Origin of the sequence: uncultured Capnocytophaga sp., from assembly GCF_938029845.1 — a bacterium.
Lineage (GTDB): Bacteria > Bacteroidota > Bacteroidia > Flavobacteriales > Flavobacteriaceae > Capnocytophaga.
The window spans coordinates 1-15,487 of record NZ_CALHGG010000132.1 but is presented as its reverse complement, the minus strand read 5'-3'; the positions used below and the strand labels follow the sequence as shown (position 1 = coordinate 15,487).

Below are 15,487 nucleotides of genomic sequence, written 5' to 3'. Positions count from 1 at the left end.
TTCTACAAAATATTTATTCAAAAATTCCATAATCAAATAGTTAGTAGTTAGCAGTTAGTGATTAGTAGTTAGTGATTAGTAGTTAGTGGCTAGCAGTTAGTAATTAATAATTGACAATTAATTAGTAATCACTCTTCACCCAAATACCCAGCTCCAAGTGTTTGCTGACTTTACTTCTCACTTTTCATTCTTCACTCTTCATTTTTCACTCTTCGCTATTCACTCTTCACTTGTTCCCCCTTCAGGGGTTAGGGGTATTATTCACTTTTCACTAATTTCGCCATATAGAACCCATCATACCCCTCTGTTGCTGAGATAGGGTGTTCCTCTATGAGGGCAAAGCGCTTACCTGCCTCGCTTTGGAGAAAACGTTGTACTTGCTGTTGGTTTTCACTAGGCAATACCGAACAAGTCGCATAGACAAGTTGCCCGCCATCCTTAACCAACTGACTGTATTGCTCAAGGATTTGGGCTTGTGTCTGGCGTATCTGGTCTAAGAACTCAGGAGTCAGTTTCCATTTGGTATCAGGGTTGCGACGCAGCACACCCAATCCCGAACAAGGTGCATCTATCAGTACCTTGTCAAAACTACCGCGTTGGCGTTTGAGGTACTTTGCCTCTATAAGCCGTGTCTCTATATTGAAAGCCCCATTGCGTTTCGCCCTACGCGCTAGCTCATCGAGCTTCTGCGGGTAGATGTCCATAGCCACAATCTTGCCTTTACCGCCCATCAGGGCAGCCAAATGCAGGGTCTTCCCTCCTGCCCCAGCACAGCAATCAGCCACTTTTAGGCTACCCTGCGCAGGTGTCCAGTCTCCTAGGAGCAAAGGGGCCACTCGCTGGGAGGAGGCATCTTGTAGCTCAAAAAGCCCCTGTTTGAAAGCTTCTGAGAGAAAGAGATTAGCGCGCTTCTTCAGCTTCAAGGCATCAGCCAAATCCTTTAGGGGTTCTGTCTCGTAACCCTCTTTAAGCAGTTGCGCCCTGAGTGCTTCCCTATCGGTCTTTAGTGTATTAACCCGAAGCACTACCTGTGCTTGTTCGTTGAGCGCATGTAACTCCGCTTCCCATACCGTCTCACCAAGCTCTTTTTCACCAAGGGCATCTAGCCAATCAGGCACGGACTCACGTACAGCACGCTCCCTAGAAAGAGCATCAAAACGCCCCTTGATACGTCGCTCTGGTGTGCCCTCAAAGTACCACTCAGGAAGGCTAATTCCTCTTAGCACCGCCCATACAGCAAATACGCGTCGAGCACTCTGCACGGTAAAGGGTGCCTTCTCCTGTGCTATCTCGGTATAAAGCCGCTTGTAGCGCACCAGCTCATAGAGCGTTTCGGCTATAAAAGCCCTATCCTTGCTCCCCCAACGCTTATCACGCTTAAGCAAACGCTCTATCACCTTATCCGCATAGAGTCCATCGTTATTTATTTGCAGAAAACCATCTACTACGGCATCCACCAAATTCCTATGTAATCGCATCAATATTATTTATCTTCTAAACAATGGCAAATGTACGTTTTTTTTCCTTTCCAAAAGAACATTCTCAATTAAAATTCGTATATTTGCAGTAATATTAATCTTTATCAGTTTGTATGTAAAAATGTAACTTATTACACCATCGTAGAGACGCAATTTATTGCGTCTTAATTCATTGCGTCTTACCATTTAGATTTAATTTATTGCGCCTTAACCTTTATGTTTAATTCATTGCGTCTTAACATTTATGTCTAATCTATTGTATATAAACCTTTTGAAAACTTATTACACCCTATCGTAAAGACGCAATGAATTGCGTCTCTACAGAAGACTATGTTAATAGGGGTATATGGGACAACGCTCACGTAGAGACGCAATTCATTGCGTCTTAACCTTTACATTTAATGTATTGCGTCTTACCATTTACGCCTTATCTGTTATGTCTAATCTATGTGTATATGACCCTTTGGCAACTTACATTACACCCTATCGTAGAGACGAAATTTATTGCGTCTCTACAGAAGACTACGCTAATAAGGGTATCTTGGACAACGCCCACGTAGAGACGCAATTCATTGCGTCTTAACCTTTACGTTTAATGTATTGCGTCTTACCATTTAGGCCTTATCTGTTATGTCTAATCTATGTGTATATGACCCTTTGGAAACTTACATTACACCTTCTCGTAAAGGCGCAATTTATTGCACCTCTGCGGAAGACTATGTTAATAGGGGTATATGGGACAGCGCCCACGTAGAGACGCAATTCATTGCGTCTTACCATTTAGATTTAATTTATTGTGCCTTAACCTTGTATGTTTGATTTACTGTATCTTAGCATTTTATCATGTTTTGTTTATTACATTTTTATTTCGCTCAGATACAAAGTTTTTTATCTATAAATTGACAAAGAATTTATTTACATCATGAGATACAAACCTTATTCCAATCGTTGGCAAAATTGGGATTATAGCAATAGTGCTCACTATTTCGTCACTATATGTACTGAAAATCGTGAATGTTTTTTAGGTGAGATTCATAACAAAGAAATGACACTTTCCGAATCAGGTGAGATAGTAAGAAGTATATTTTTAGAAATTCCTAATAAGTTCGATTTTGCACATATATCAACATTTGTTGTAATGCCTAATCATTTTCATACGATCTTAACCATAACTCAGAGTACAGAATCAACTACTAAGGTTTTATCAGACAATGACAACACCTATTATACGGGTGGTTTTGCAGGAGATAAAAATCCCTTACTAAACAAGAACCTTGGTCACATCATACATTGGTTTAAGGGACGTTGCACTTATGAAATACGAAAAAGAGGATTACCCTTTCAATGGCAGGCTAATTATCATGATCATATTATACGCAATTCCGATGAATATTTTTCAATATATCAATACATACAAAACAATCCCCAGCATTGGGAGGAAGATTCCTTAAATACCTAAAGACAATACACAAAGGCCTCATGCAGATAACACACTTGTAGAGACGCAATTTATTGCGTCTTAACCTTATACATTTAATTTATTGCGTCTTAACTATTACACCTTATCATAAAGACGCAATGAATTGCGTCTCTACACAAGACTATGTTAATAGGGGTATCTTGGTCTGCGTCCACGTAGAGACGCAATTCATTGCGTCTTAATTTATATTGCGTCTTACCTTATACACCCTATTCATTGCGCCTTAACCTTTACGTTTAATGTATTGTGTCTTACCATTTACGCCTTATCTGTTATGCCTAATCTATTGCATATGACCCTTTGGCAAATTACATTATATAAATACATTTGAAATTCAATAAAAAATGAAAAAAAATATCTTCTCAAAATCAGCCCTATGGGCTTCTCTTTCCTTACTGGTTGCCTGTGGCAATCCTACTAAGGAAACCCAGACCAAGAGCGAGGAAAAGGGTCTTGACCTCTCCGCTATGGACACCTCTGTTCGTCCACAGGACGACTTCTACAACTATGTCAATGGTAGTTGGATGAAAACCGCCAAAATCCCTTCCGACAAAACCTCTTGGGGTACCTACTACATGCTGGACGACATAACCGAAGCCAACTGCTTGTCTATTCTAGACGACCTCGTGAACAAGGAATATCCCGAGGGTAGCGAAGGCCAAAAGATTCAAACCCTCTACAAACAGTATATAGACTGGGATACCCGCAACAAACAAGGCATCACTCCTATTGAGGGACAATTGGCAAAAATCAACGCTATTTCTTCCTTAGCAGACCTACAAAAATACTTGGAAGAGGCTACTCTCTTGGGCAACAACCCTATCTGTAGCTGGGGCGCCTATGCCGATATGAAGGATTCCAATACCAATGTGGCGTATTTGAGCAATTTCTCTATTGGTATGGGTAGCGATTACTACCAAAAAGAAAGTCAAAGCAATACTGAAGCGCTCCAGAAATATGAGTCCTTTGTCGCCCAAGTATTCAAGGCTATCGGGGAGCAAAACCCAGAGGAAAAAGCTAAAAAACAAGTAGCTTTCGAGAAAAGCCTTGCCAAGCTCATGCTTACCGTGGAGGAAAGCCGAGACCCTAACCTAAGCTACCACCCTATGAGCGTGGAAGAATTGGGCGCCTTGGTTAAGAATATCAACCTACCTCAGTTACTCAAGAACGTAGGCATGGGAGAGAACAAAGTGATTATCTCCGAATTGCGGTTGTATAAGGATTATGATAAGTTTATCAATGCCAACAACTTACCTCTGCTTAAGGACTACCTAAAATACATGTTGGTGTTGGGCAATATCAACAACCTCAACCAGGAGTTGGACAATCTTTCTTTTGAGTTCTATGACAAATACCTACGTGGTCAGCAAGAGCAACGCGCTATCACTAAGCGTGCCTTCTCCCTTATTGATAACTCTCTAGGTGAAGCCTTCGGTAAGTTATATGTAGAAAAATTCTTCCCTAAGGAGTCTAAGGAACTCATGCTCACCCTTATTAGTTACCTAAGAAAGAGCTTCGCAGAACATATCAAAAACCTCTCTTGGATGAGTGAGGAAACCAAACAAAAGGCCTTGACCAAATTGGAAAAACTCAATGTAAAAGTAGGCTATCCCGACAAGTGGGAAGACTATTCCAAATTGGTTATCGACCCCAAAGCCTCTCTCTCTGAAAACTTACAACACCTCTCTCAGTGGTACTACCAAAAGAGCTTGGACGAAGTAGGCAAGCCTGTGGATAAGACCAAATGGGGCATGACTCCACAAACAGTCAACGCCTATTACAGCCCTCTGTACAACGAAATTGTTTTCCCTGCCGCCATGCTTCAGGCTCCTATGTTCAACCCTGAGGCAGACCCTGCTGTCAATTTTGGAGCTATTGGGGGTATCATCGGTCACGAAATAACCCACGGATTTGACGACAGCGGTGCCCAGTTCGATGCCGATGGAAACCTACAAGACTGGTGGAGTCCTGCTGACCGAGATAATTTTGAAAAGGCAACGCAAGCATTGGCTAAGCAGTATGACCAATACGAACCTGTAAAAGGAGTATTCGTGAATGGTACCTTTACCAATGGGGAAAATATCGCCGACCTCGGTGGGGCTAATATCGCCTTTGATGCCTTGCAAATGTACCTAAAAGACCATGGAGAAATAGAGAAAATTAGCGGTTTCACTCAGAATGAACGCTTCTTCATCGCTTGGGCTACCGTATGGCGTTCTCTTACTACCGACCAAAACCTCTCCAATCAGGTAAAAACAGACCCTCATTCTCCTGACTACCTCCGTGCATTCGCGCCTCTAATCAATGTGGATGCTTGGTACCAGACTTTCAATGTCAAGGAAGGGGACAAACTTTATAGAAAACCAGAAGACAGAGTCAAAATCTGGTAATCCAAATAAGTAAATAATGAATGATGAATAGTGGAAAATGTTCTTAGAGAACGTTTTTCACTATTCTCTTTTTCTACTAATTACCAATTCCAAATATTAACAATTGACAGTTAACAATTAACAATTGATTTTTGTATCTTTGCCGCTCATTATCAATGTATCAGAAATCACTAGTATGGATCATCGGTTATTAATGTTGGGTAAGAGTTGAAAAATTGTAAGTTTTATCCGCTTAAGACATAATTCTTTGTCTCTTATAAAGTTATAATTTTAGCATTTCAACTCCCCTTTCACATTATTAGCCCCCTAGTCACTAGTTGTTAGTCATTAGTCACTAGTAATTGGTAATTGGTCACTAGTAATTGGTAATTGGTCACTAGTAGTTAGTCACTAGTCACTAGTAATTGATTGGTCATTATTTTTTATCTATTTCAAGGATGTTAGTAGACAAATTTATTCCTAAGCCCTACACTCATAAGGTAGAGTCCGCCAAAGTAGAACATCGTGCACCAAGCAACATTGCATTGGTGAAATATTGGGGAAAAAAGGACGAGCAAATCCCTATGAACCCCTCTATTAGCTTCACCCTCTCCAATTCTTATACAGAAACTATTATGGAGATGGCTCCTCGTACCGATTTTACGACAAGTTTCCAGATTGATTTCTTTTTTGACAAAGAACCCAAGGATAATTTTCTACCTAAAATAGAGACTTTTTTCACCCGTATCCGCAACTATATTCCTTTCCTCAGGGACTATTACTTCATTGTGCGCACTCGCAATTCCTTTCCTCATAGCTCAGGAATAGCCTCTTCCGCTAGTGGTATGGCAGCGCTAGCCGTTTGTCTGATGAAGATAGAAAAACTCTTCGCCCCTGAGATGAGCGATCAGTTCTTCCATGAAAAAGCCTCTTTCCTAGCTCGCTTAGGCTCAGGAAGTGCTTGCCGTAGTACCTATGGAGGCTTAGTAATATGGGGTGCCCATTCTGCTGTTCCTGAGAGTTCCAATTTCTACGGAGTACCCCTAAGGGATACCCATGAGATATTCGACACCTACCAAGACTCTATCTTACTCATTGACAAGGGACAAAAACCTGTGAGCAGTTCCATGGGACACAAGCTCATGATAGATCACCCCTATGCGGAGGCACGTTTTGCACAAGCAAGGCAAAATATCACTTTGCTCAAGGAAGTGCTTACCCAAGGCGACCTAAATGAGTTCAACAGAATTGTAGAAAGCGAAGCCCTCGCCCTACATGCCATGATGCTCACTTCCAATCCTTATTATATACTCATGCGTCCCAATACGCTATCTGCCATTGAGAGAATATGGTATTTCCGCGCTAGTACCAATACACCCATCTGCTTTACCCTCGATGCAGGAGCCAATATACACCTACTCTACCCTGAATCCGAGAAGGAAAAGGTACTCCCCTTCATAGAAGAAGGTCTCAGACCCCTATGCCAAGACGGAGATATCCTCTACGACTATGTAGGCAAATAAGACTTAATTCTCTTATTATGTGATACTTGTAACAGACACGAGTCTGTTTAAACAAAAAAATAGGCTGATTGTTGAAAAAAAACATAAAGAACTCTTGTTTTTTTGTCCAAAAAAGTGTAATTTTGTTGGACATAAATAACAAGAGTTTTTTCTTGTTAGCTAATTCCTAATAGCCTATGAAAACTGAATTTATCACCGCCAAGCGAGCACTTATTCTATTAGTGGCCGTACTGTTCTCTGGGGCGCTGCTGCTGTGGCTCCCCTACGAAGCCAAGACTAACAAAGGTCTTGCACTACTTGTCTTAGTGGCTATTCTATGGCTTACCGAGGTAATTCCTATTACCATCACAGCCATAGCAGTACCTATTCTCTCTATCATCTTAGGACTGGTGGAGACCAAGCCCGCACTGCAACACTTTGCCAATCCGACCATCTTCCTATTCTTCGGAGGATTTGCCTTAGCTGCTTCACTGAGTGTCAACAAGTTGGACAAATACATTGCTCACAAAGTGCTTTCTCTTGCCCGAGGTAATTTCTTGGTAGCTATTCTATTGCTCTTTTTAGTAACCGCAGGTCTCTCTATGGGAATTAGCAACACAGCTACTGCAGCTATGATGATTCCTTTGGGTATCGGATTACTCAAGGGACTACCTTATGAGGAAAACAAAGGTTCCTATTGGTTTGTAATCTTAGGGATTACCTACTCTGCTAGTATCGGGGGTATGGGTACCCTAGTAGGTAGCCCTCCTAATGCGATTGTTTCTTCTAACTTAGGCGTAACTTTCCAAGAATGGCTATGGTACGGAATGCCTGTGGTAGCAGGATTATTACCTCTTACAATACTTACCCTATATTTCCTTTTCCGCCCCAATCTGAAGGTTTCTATGGATAAGGTCAAAGGTGATGATAACAAGAATGAACCTCTCAACAGAAAGCAATGGGGTGCTATCATTATTTTTGCGCTTACCGCTCTATTTTGGATTTTCTCTACCCAGATGAACCCTATATTCTCCAACCTTTTTGGATTAGAGAAAATAGGCGATTTTGACAGTGTGATCGCACTAACAGCAGCTATCCTTGTTTGTACTTTCAATATTGTAAGTTGGAAAGATATCCAAGACAACACTGACTGGGGAGTACTCCTACTCTTCGGAGGGGGACTTACTTTAAGTGCTGTACTAGGTTCTTCTGGAGCAAGTAAGGCGTTAGTGGAGAGCATTGTAGAGCTTATCCGCAACCAAAACCACTTCATTATAGGACTCTTGGTGGCTACCTTTATCGTATTCCTCACCGAGTTCACCTCCAATACAGCCAGTGCTGCCCTCTTGGTACCTATCTTTATCTCCATTGCTGAGGAAATAGGTGTACCAGCCATAGGCTTGGCTATGATTATCGGTATCGGAGCCTCTTGTGCTTTCATGCTTCCTGTGGCTACACCCCCCAATGCCATCGCCTTTGGGACAGGGCTCATCCCTCAGAAAGTCATGCTCAAGGCAGGATTCTGGCTCAATATCATTAGTATTTTGTTCATCAGTATCATAGGATATTACTTCTGGGGAGGACAATAATATTTCTCAGTAATAAGGTAAAAAGTAAAAGGTAAGAGTATCCAACCTTCCGTTGGCTTCACTCAATATTCATGCATGTGATTTTACTTTTTACCTTCTTACTTTTTTACTTGAATGCGTTGTTCTAAACTTTTTACCTTTTTACCTTTTATCTTTTACTTTTTTTTCGTATTTTTGCGCTCGCAAAGAATCTGTTTAATATACAGCTATGGCCAACCTTAAAGAGATACGCAGTCGTATCAACTCTATTAGTTCCACCATGCAGATTACCAGTGCAATGAAGATGGTTTCTGCAGCTAAGTCTAAAAAAGCACAAGACGCTATTCATGCTATGAAGCCTTATGCCAATACATTGGGTAATCTTCTTAAATCTCTCAAAAGTGCATTGGGTACTACCAATCCTTTCTTACCTCGTGAGAAAGAAGAACGTATCCTTGTAGTGGCTATCACCTCCGACAGGGGACTATGTGGCGCTTTCAACTCTGCTGTGGTAAAGCACACCTTATCCCTATTGGAAAAATACGAAGGAAAAGCGGTAGAAATACTCACCATTGGCAAAAAAGGGAATGACATACTCAAGAAAACAGGCAAAGTAAGTCGTTTTTGCGAAGGTTTCTTTGATCGTATGGACTTCCAAAAGGTGGCTGACTTAGCTCAAGAGCTTATGGAGGCTTATACTAAGGGAACTTACGACCGTATTATATTGGTATACAACAGTTTCAAGAACGTAGCTACTCAGATTCTCACCGAAGAAGTATTCCTTCCTCTACAACTCTCTCAAGAAGAGGAAACTCAGGAAAGTGACTTTATCTACGAACCTTCCGCTGAGGCTATCGTAGAGGGGCTTATTCCTAAGCATCTCAAGCTACAACTATACAAGAGTGTTCGCGACTCCTTAGCGGCTGAACATGGCGCTCGTATGACGGCTATGCACAAGGCAACCGACAATGCCTCCAACCTCCGTGACGAACTTACTCTTACTTATAACAAAGCCCGACAAACGGCTATTACCAACGAAATCCTTGAAATTGTCTCCGGTGCAAACGCCCTAAATAGTTAATGAAGACTTGTAAGATATATAAAGGAGCCATTATTGTTAATGGTTCCTTTGTTTTTGAAATGTTAGGTGGTGATTTCTCCACTTTCGCTAAGGGAGCCTATAAGCATTTGGAAATTGACTATCCCAAATTCTTTAAGATGGACGCTCTTAGCAAACTAGCTTTCTTGGGGGTAGAATACCTCCTTGAAGGAGTCTCTGCGGAAGAAAAGGAAGGCTTAGCGCTTGTCTTTGCCAACCATTCGGCAAGTTTGGATACCGACCTTAAGCACCAAGAGACCATACAAGAGGCAGATAACTACTACCCTTCCCCTGCAATATTTGTATATACTCTGCCCAATATTTGCTTAGGAGAAATAGCTATTCGTCATCATCTTAGGACGGAGAGTAGTTTCTTCATATTTGACCAATATCCTGAGGAATTTTTCTCTCAATATAGTCAATACCTCCTGCAAGCAGGAAAGGCTAAAAAAGTCCTCTGCGCATGGGTAGAACTCATGGCAGAAGACTATTGTTTAACTATCAATATAATGGAATAAGAGGCTTAGTATTCGTATGTTATCCTGCTACGTGTATTACCACTTGTTCTTTCATCTACCTCGGTGGGATAACCTTGAGCGTTCTTCTGATAGGTAAAGGTAGAAGAACGATTCTCTTCTCTCACAGGTGAAGTGGTAACCTTCTTAGTCAATACATTTTTGCTGACTGTCTCTGGAGAATAAGTTTTATTTCCATAGAAATAAGGCTTAACCAATCTAGTCTCAATGGATAGATTAGGATTCTTTATAGAAAGATCATACTCATACGTTGTTACTATAGTTCGTTCTAATCGTCCGCCTTCATTTTTGAGTTCTAGCACTTCCTTTACAAGATTTCCTCCTTCTATGGTATAGGTAATGATATTTAATCCTCCATAGCCAAGAGTCTCTGCTTTTACGATTGTTTTGTCATCGGGATAGGTATATACATATGTAGCATCGGGGTTACTTTCCTTGACTACTCTACCATTGGCATCATACACAAATGTTTTTGTCGTTGTAGCACCATTTTCTGTCTTTTTTACAGTCAATACCTGATTTTTATCGTTGTAGGTATATTCTACTTGGACATTGTATCTACCTGTATGCACTACTTTAGAAGGATATTTTTTACCTGCATAGGTAACTGTAGTTGTCTCCTTGCCTTCTTCTTTTTGCCCCCGATCATAAAATTCTCGCTCTATCTTCACTACCTTACCATTTTCAAAAAAGTAAGTATCAAGGCTATAGTTATTACTATCTCCCATTTTTACCTTTTTAGGAAATACAGGATCTACCTCCCAAGGAGCTGGAGAGGGAGTTGGTGCAGGGCTTGGGCTTGGAGAGGGTGCCGGACTTGGAGAAGGGGCGGGGCTTGGAGAAGGGGCCGGTTTGTCTTTACCATTACTAGTACCTCCATTGTTATCATTCTTAGAACAAGCCACTCCTAAAAAGAGCAAACCTGCTAATAAAATTACCTTTTTCATGATTGTTATCTTTTAATAATTTACAAGGCAAAAATAGTGTTTTATTTTATATTCCCAAAAAAAACAATAAAATAAAGCATGAAATGTATGAATTTAAGCACGAAGTGTTAGTGATTAATGAAATGATAAAAGGTAAAAGGCAAAAGGTAAAAAGTGGTGTACTTTTTACCTTTTACTTTTAATCTTTTATCTATTTTAGTAGTGGAAGTGTTCACTTTCGCCCATAAGAGGGTGGTGCTTCTCTACTAATGGTGCCTTGGTGAGGGTATAGAAAGTTACATAAGTAAATAATCCAAAAAAGAATAACAAACTTCCTATCTCTGCCGCACCTATACTCCATTGGTCTCCTACGGTAGCTGGCATAATCATATTGAAGAAGTCCATATAGTGTCCTATGAGTATTACTACTGCCATGGTACCTACTACCCAAGGTTTGCGCTTGATATCGGAATCAACCAAGATGAGCAATGGTAGGAGGAAGTTGATAGCCAACATTCCGAGAACAATAGGCTCAAAGTTTTGCAAACGAGTTACAAAATAGGTAACTTCTTCTGGGATGTTAGAGTACCAATACAATAGGTATTGGGAGAACCAAAGATATGTCCAGAAAATAGAGAATCCAAATAGGTATTTTGCCAAATCGTGAAGGTGGCTGTCATTGACATGTTCTAGGTAGCCTTGCCCTTTGAGGGTTATAGTAACCAAGATAATAGTAGCAATAGCACAAGTGATAAAGCTTCCAAATACATACCAACCGAAGAGGGTACTGAACCAGTGAGGATCCACACTCATGATCCAATCCCAAGACATCATGGACTCACTTACGAGGAAGAATACCAAGAAGCCCGCAGACCACTTGAAAGCCTTAATGAAAGGACGGTTATCGGTGGCTACATCTTGCTGGAGAGAGAGCTTACGGGTAATTTGTCGGTAAGCAATCCAGCCTAAGAGATATACTGCTGCACGTACAAGGAACATAGGTACATTGAGGTAGCCTGTTTTTCCTTGTATTATGGTATCATGTGCTACTACCTGAGGGTCCATCCAGATAAAGAGATGGTTAAGGTGAAGACCTGAACACACAAGCAAGGCAAAGAATATAAGCGCTCCCACAGGCAAATAACCTGTGATACCTTCCATTACTCTAAAGAGGATAGGTGACCAACCTGCTTGTGCAGCACGGTTAATAGCATAGAATGCTAAGACCCCTAAGCTAATAAGCAAAAAGAAGAGTGCTGCTACATAGAGGGCAGCCCAAGGCTTATTCTGTAAGAAGTGAAGCACATGTTCCAAATGCGCAGGATCATGAGCTGCCTCACCCCCATGATGGAGATCAGCTACAGAACTGGGGGTCGCTATAAAGCTATATATGACTGCTACGAGCCCGACTATCATACTAATCAAGGCCGTTAGCTTTATTTTACTTGAAAACGAATACATAATTCCTTCTTCTTAGGGGTTATTTATTAATGAGTTTGTTTCTGAGTTGCTCCACATATAAGGCTACTTGCCAACGCTCTTTTTCAGTAATCTGAGAAGCGTAGGAACCCATGGCATTACGTCCGTAATAGATTACATGGTAGATGCTTCCTTGGGTAATTTCTCTGTCCTTATAGTTAGGCACACCCAAATATTTGTCTCGTTGCACGAGGATACCCTGTCCGTCACCTTCGGCACCATGGCACACCATACAGTAGATATTGTAAAGGGCAGCACCTTCTTTGAGGTGATCCTTAACGGCAAGACTATCGGCTAAGAGTGGGTTTTTAAGGTTAGCCTTAGCATCCTCATAGCCCTCATTGTTATTAGGATAGAGATAAGGCATCCAGCCACGCTTAATAGTATGCTCTGGAGGGAGTTGCGCCTCCATTCCGCCCTTGAGTGCTTGGTTCCCTTCGGGCGCCTCCTGATAGGTTTCGTAGCCTACAGGGAAATACATATCGGTATCGGCCATATATTGGTAGTTCGGCTTATCCTTGTGGAAACAAGCGGTAAGCGAAAGGGCGACTACGGATAAGGCGAATATATATCTTTTTTTCATATCTGAATTGCTTTTTTATCTGCTATTTTTACCTCAACGGCACCGGTTTCTTGTAGGAGCTTAACAAGCTGATCACTATTATCATCTGCTTGTACTTCCATAAGGAAATGGTCATCGGTGGTACGTGGATCCGGATTCTCAGCCTTTTTGTAAGGATATAGCTTACTACGCATGTAGAAAGAGATTACCATAAGGTGAGCGGCAAAGAATACCGTAAGCTCGAACATGATAGGCACAAAGGCAGGGAGGTTGGTTATATAAGTGAAATTAGGCTTTCCTCCTATGTTACGAGGCCAGTCATCGATCATGATGTACTTCATCATAAGGGTAGCGACCACTAATCCTATACATCCGTAGATGAATGAAGCTATGGCAATTCGTGTAGGCTTTAGTCCCATGGCCTTGTCCAATCCGTGTACAGGAAAAGGTGTATATACTTCCTCTATCTTGAGGTTAGCCTCGCGTACCTTTTTAACAGCGGAGAGGAGCACATCATCGTCATTATAGAGTGCTTGTACTACTTTCTTACTCATAACTAATGTGAATTATTAGGGTTAGTGTCTCTTAATTTTTTGTATTTTTCTCCTGAGGATTTCAAGATAGATTTTACTTCGGCTTGTGCGATCACAGGGAACGTACGTGAATAGAGTAGGAAGAGCACGAAGAAGAATCCGATGGTTCCTGTATAGATACCTATATCAATGAGTGTAGGAGAGAACATAGTCCAAGAAGAAGGCAAGTAATCACGGTGCAAAGAGGTCACGATGATCACAAAACGCTCAAACCACATCCCTATATTTACCACAATAGAGATACAGAAAGAGAAGAGGATACTGCGGCGTAGCTTCTTGAACCACATGAACTGAGGAGAGAACACGTTGCAGGTCATCATCATCCAGTATGCCCACCAGTAAGGTCCAGTAGCACGGTTTAGGAAGGCATATTGCTCATATTCCACTCCTGAGTACCAAGCCACAAAAAGCTCTGTAATATAGGCACAACCTACGATAGAACCAGTGATCATCACCACGAGGTTCATTAGCTCAATGTGTTGTAGGGTGATATAGTTTTCCAAATTGGATACCTTACGCATGATGATAAGGAGCGTGTTTACCATGGAGAACCCAGAGAAGATTGCCCCAGCCACGAAGTAAGGTGGGAAGATAGTGGTATGCCAACCAGGGATTACAGAGGTAGCAAAGTCAAAGGATACGATGGTATGCACAGAGAGTACCAAAGGGGTAGCCAATCCTGCTAGTACCAAGGATACTTCCTCAAAGCGTTGCCAATCCTTAGCGCGACCACTCCAACCGAAGCTCACTAAGCTATAGATTTTCTTTTGGAAAGGTTTTACCGCTCTATCACGTAGCATAGCGAAGTCAGGCAAAAGTCCTGTCCACCAGAATACCAAAGATACAGAGAGGTAGGTAGAAATCGCGAACACGTCCCAAAGCAAAGGAGAGTTAAAGTTCACCCAAAGCGAACCGAATTGGTTTGGTATAGGCACTGTCCAGTACGCCAACCAAGGGCGTCCCATGTGGATAATAGGGAAGAGACCCGCCTGTACTACCGAGAAGATGGTCATCGCTTCGGCAGAGCGGTTGATGGCCATTCTCCATTTCTGGCGGAAGAGTAACAATACGGCGGAGATTAGAGTACCAGCGTGACCGATACCTACCCACCATACAAAGTTGGTGATGTCCCAAGCCCAACCCACGGTTTTGTTCAATCCCCATACGCCTATCCCCGTAGATACGGTATAGACGATACAGCCCAATCCCCACAAGAAAGCAGCGAGGGCTACTGAGAATACTATCCACCAAAGGCGATTGGCTTTCCCTTCAACAGGGCGCGCTACATCCACAGTAACATCGTGGTAGGTCTTGTCGCCTACTATTAGTGGATTGCGTATAGGTGCTTCGTAATGCGATGCCATATTTTTTAATTTTGAGTTTTGGGTTTTGAGTTTTGAGTTAGCTAACTAAGCACTCAAAACTCAAAATTATTAACTATATTAATCGTTGTTTCTTACTTTTACTTGATAGAATACGTTAGGACGGGTACCGATGTGCTCCAATAGGTGATACATACGGTCGTTCTTGCTGAGTTCCACGATAGGATCTTCTGGGTTGTTCATATCCCCGAAGGTCATCGCTCCTGTACCACAGGCAGAAGCACAAGCACAAGCATCATTGAACTCTCCTACTTTCACCTCACGGTTTTCACGCTTAGCACGTAGGATAACGGCTTGGGTTTCTTGGATACAGAAAGAACATTTTTCCATTACCCCACGAGAACGTACCACTACATCAGGGTTAAGTACCATCTTACCGTAGTCATCGTTCATGTGGTAGTCAAACTCGTTGTTATTGCTGTATAGGAACCAGTTAAAGCGACGTACCTTATAAGGACAGTTGTTAGCACAATAACGAGTACCTACGCAACGGTTGTAAGCCATGTGGTTTTG

The 15,487-nt window shown here is 41.7% G+C and carries 12 protein-coding genes and 1 pseudogene; 6 read left to right on the top strand and 7 right to left on the bottom strand.

Features of this window, described 5'->3' with window-relative positions; translation table 11 throughout:
- Nucleotides 1-257 precede the first annotated feature (257 nt).
- Entirely contained in the window at nucleotides 258-1,478 is a 1,221-nt protein-coding gene (locus Q0625_RS09380; RefSeq protein ID WP_298826286.1) for a methyltransferase domain-containing protein, read from the bottom strand.
- A 922-nt stretch (nucleotides 1,479-2,400) separates the two neighbouring features.
- Between Q0625_RS09380 and Q0625_RS09375 the strand changes: the two genes are divergently transcribed.
- The 6 genes from Q0625_RS09375 (at nucleotide 2,401) to Q0625_RS09350 (ending at nucleotide 10,014) form a co-directional block, all read left to right on the top strand.
- Nucleotides 2,401-2,937 (top strand): transposase, encoded by a 537-nt coding sequence (locus Q0625_RS09375; protein ID WP_298826283.1) that lies wholly within the window; start codon nucleotides 2,401-2,403, stop codon nucleotides 2,935-2,937.
- Nucleotides 2,938-3,302: 365 nt separating this feature from the next.
- Nucleotides 3,303-5,348, top strand: a complete 2,046-nt coding sequence (locus tag Q0625_RS09370) for a M13 family metallopeptidase (protein ID WP_298826280.1) — start codon at nucleotides 3,303-3,305, stop codon at nucleotides 5,346-5,348.
- A 437-nt stretch (nucleotides 5,349-5,785) separates the two neighbouring features.
- Complete coding sequence (locus Q0625_RS09365; protein ID WP_298826277.1) at nucleotides 5,786-6,850, top strand: diphosphomevalonate decarboxylase; 1,065 nt, start codon at nucleotides 5,786-5,788, stop codon at nucleotides 6,848-6,850.
- A 176-nt stretch (nucleotides 6,851-7,026) separates the two neighbouring features.
- Complete coding sequence (locus tag Q0625_RS09360; protein ID WP_298826275.1) at nucleotides 7,027-8,418, top strand: DASS family sodium-coupled anion symporter; 1,392 nt, start codon at nucleotides 7,027-7,029, stop codon at nucleotides 8,416-8,418.
- 208 nt (nucleotides 8,419-8,626) lie between these two features.
- Nucleotides 8,627-9,478 carry an ATP synthase F1 subunit gamma gene (gene atpG / locus Q0625_RS09355; RefSeq protein ID WP_298826272.1) on the top strand — a complete coding sequence of 284 codons (852 nt, stop codon included), beginning with the start codon at nucleotides 8,627-8,629 and terminating at the stop codon, nucleotides 9,476-9,478.
- Nucleotides 9,478-10,014: a 3-oxoacyl-ACP synthase gene (locus Q0625_RS09350; RefSeq protein WP_298826269.1), complete on the top strand. Its 537-nt coding sequence runs from the start codon at nucleotides 9,478-9,480 to the stop codon at nucleotides 10,012-10,014. The genes atpG and Q0625_RS09350 overlap by 1 nt, the downstream gene beginning before the upstream one ends.
- 5 nt (nucleotides 10,015-10,019) lie before the next feature.
- Here Q0625_RS09350 and Q0625_RS09345 read toward each other — a convergent pair whose 3' ends face one another.
- The 6 genes and pseudogenes from Q0625_RS09345 to Q0625_RS09320 form a co-directional block, all read right to left on the bottom strand.
- Nucleotides 10,020-10,979 carry a hypothetical protein gene (locus tag Q0625_RS09345; protein WP_298826266.1) on the bottom strand — a complete coding sequence of 320 codons (960 nt, stop codon included), beginning with the start codon at nucleotides 10,977-10,979 and terminating at the stop codon, nucleotides 10,020-10,022.
- 195 nt (nucleotides 10,980-11,174) lie between these two features.
- Nucleotides 11,175-12,419, bottom strand: coding sequence for a quinol:cytochrome C oxidoreductase (locus Q0625_RS09340; RefSeq protein ID WP_298826263.1), 1,245 nt, complete (start codon nucleotides 12,417-12,419; stop codon nucleotides 11,175-11,177).
- A 19-nt stretch (nucleotides 12,420-12,438) separates the two neighbouring features.
- A complete protein-coding gene (locus tag Q0625_RS09335) occupies nucleotides 12,439-13,020 on the bottom strand; it encodes a cytochrome c (protein ID WP_298826261.1) in 582 nt (193 codons plus the stop codon).
- On the bottom strand, nucleotides 13,017-13,553 hold the full coding sequence (locus Q0625_RS09330; RefSeq protein ID WP_298826258.1) for a DUF3341 domain-containing protein: 537 nt from the start codon (nucleotides 13,551-13,553) through the stop codon (nucleotides 13,017-13,019). Before Q0625_RS09330 ends, Q0625_RS09335 begins: the two co-directional genes overlap by 4 nt.
- A gap of 2 nt (nucleotides 13,554-13,555) precedes the next feature.
- Nucleotides 13,556-14,956, bottom strand: a complete 1,401-nt coding sequence (nrfD, locus tag Q0625_RS09325; RefSeq protein ID WP_021628052.1) for an NrfD/PsrC family molybdoenzyme membrane anchor subunit — start codon at nucleotides 14,954-14,956, stop codon at nucleotides 13,556-13,558.
- A 78-nt stretch (nucleotides 14,957-15,034) separates the two neighbouring features.
- Nucleotides 15,035-15,487 (bottom strand): annotated as a pseudogene (locus Q0625_RS09320) (4Fe-4S dicluster domain-containing protein); the annotation flags it as partial.

Coding starts and splice junctions, on each gene's coding strand:
- Q0625_RS09380 (WP_298826286.1), bottom strand. CDS start 1,478: ATGCGATTACATAGGAATTTGGTGGATGCCGTAGTAGATGGTTTTCTG.
- Q0625_RS09375 (WP_298826283.1), top strand. CDS start 2,401: ATGAGATACAAACCTTATTCCAATCGTTGGCAAAATTGGGATTATAGC.
- Q0625_RS09370 (WP_298826280.1), top strand. CDS start 3,303: ATGAAAAAAAATATCTTCTCAAAATCAGCCCTATGGGCTTCTCTTTCC.
- Q0625_RS09365 (WP_298826277.1), top strand. CDS start 5,786: ATGTTAGTAGACAAATTTATTCCTAAGCCCTACACTCATAAGGTAGAG.
- Q0625_RS09360 (WP_298826275.1), top strand. CDS start 7,027: ATGAAAACTGAATTTATCACCGCCAAGCGAGCACTTATTCTATTAGTG.
- atpG (WP_298826272.1), top strand. CDS start 8,627: ATGGCCAACCTTAAAGAGATACGCAGTCGTATCAACTCTATTAGTTCC.
- Q0625_RS09350 (WP_298826269.1), top strand. CDS start 9,478: ATGAAGACTTGTAAGATATATAAAGGAGCCATTATTGTTAATGGTTCC.
- Q0625_RS09345 (WP_298826266.1), bottom strand. CDS start 10,979: ATGAAAAAGGTAATTTTATTAGCAGGTTTGCTCTTTTTAGGAGTGGCT.
- Q0625_RS09340 (WP_298826263.1), bottom strand. CDS start 12,419: ATGTATTCGTTTTCAAGTAAAATAAAGCTAACGGCCTTGATTAGTATG.
- Q0625_RS09335 (WP_298826261.1), bottom strand. CDS start 13,020: ATGAAAAAAAGATATATATTCGCCTTATCCGTAGTCGCCCTTTCGCTT.
- Q0625_RS09330 (WP_298826258.1), bottom strand. CDS start 13,553: ATGAGTAAGAAAGTAGTACAAGCACTCTATAATGACGATGATGTGCTC.
- nrfD (WP_021628052.1), bottom strand. CDS start 14,956: ATGGCATCGCATTACGAAGCACCTATACGCAATCCACTAATAGTAGGC.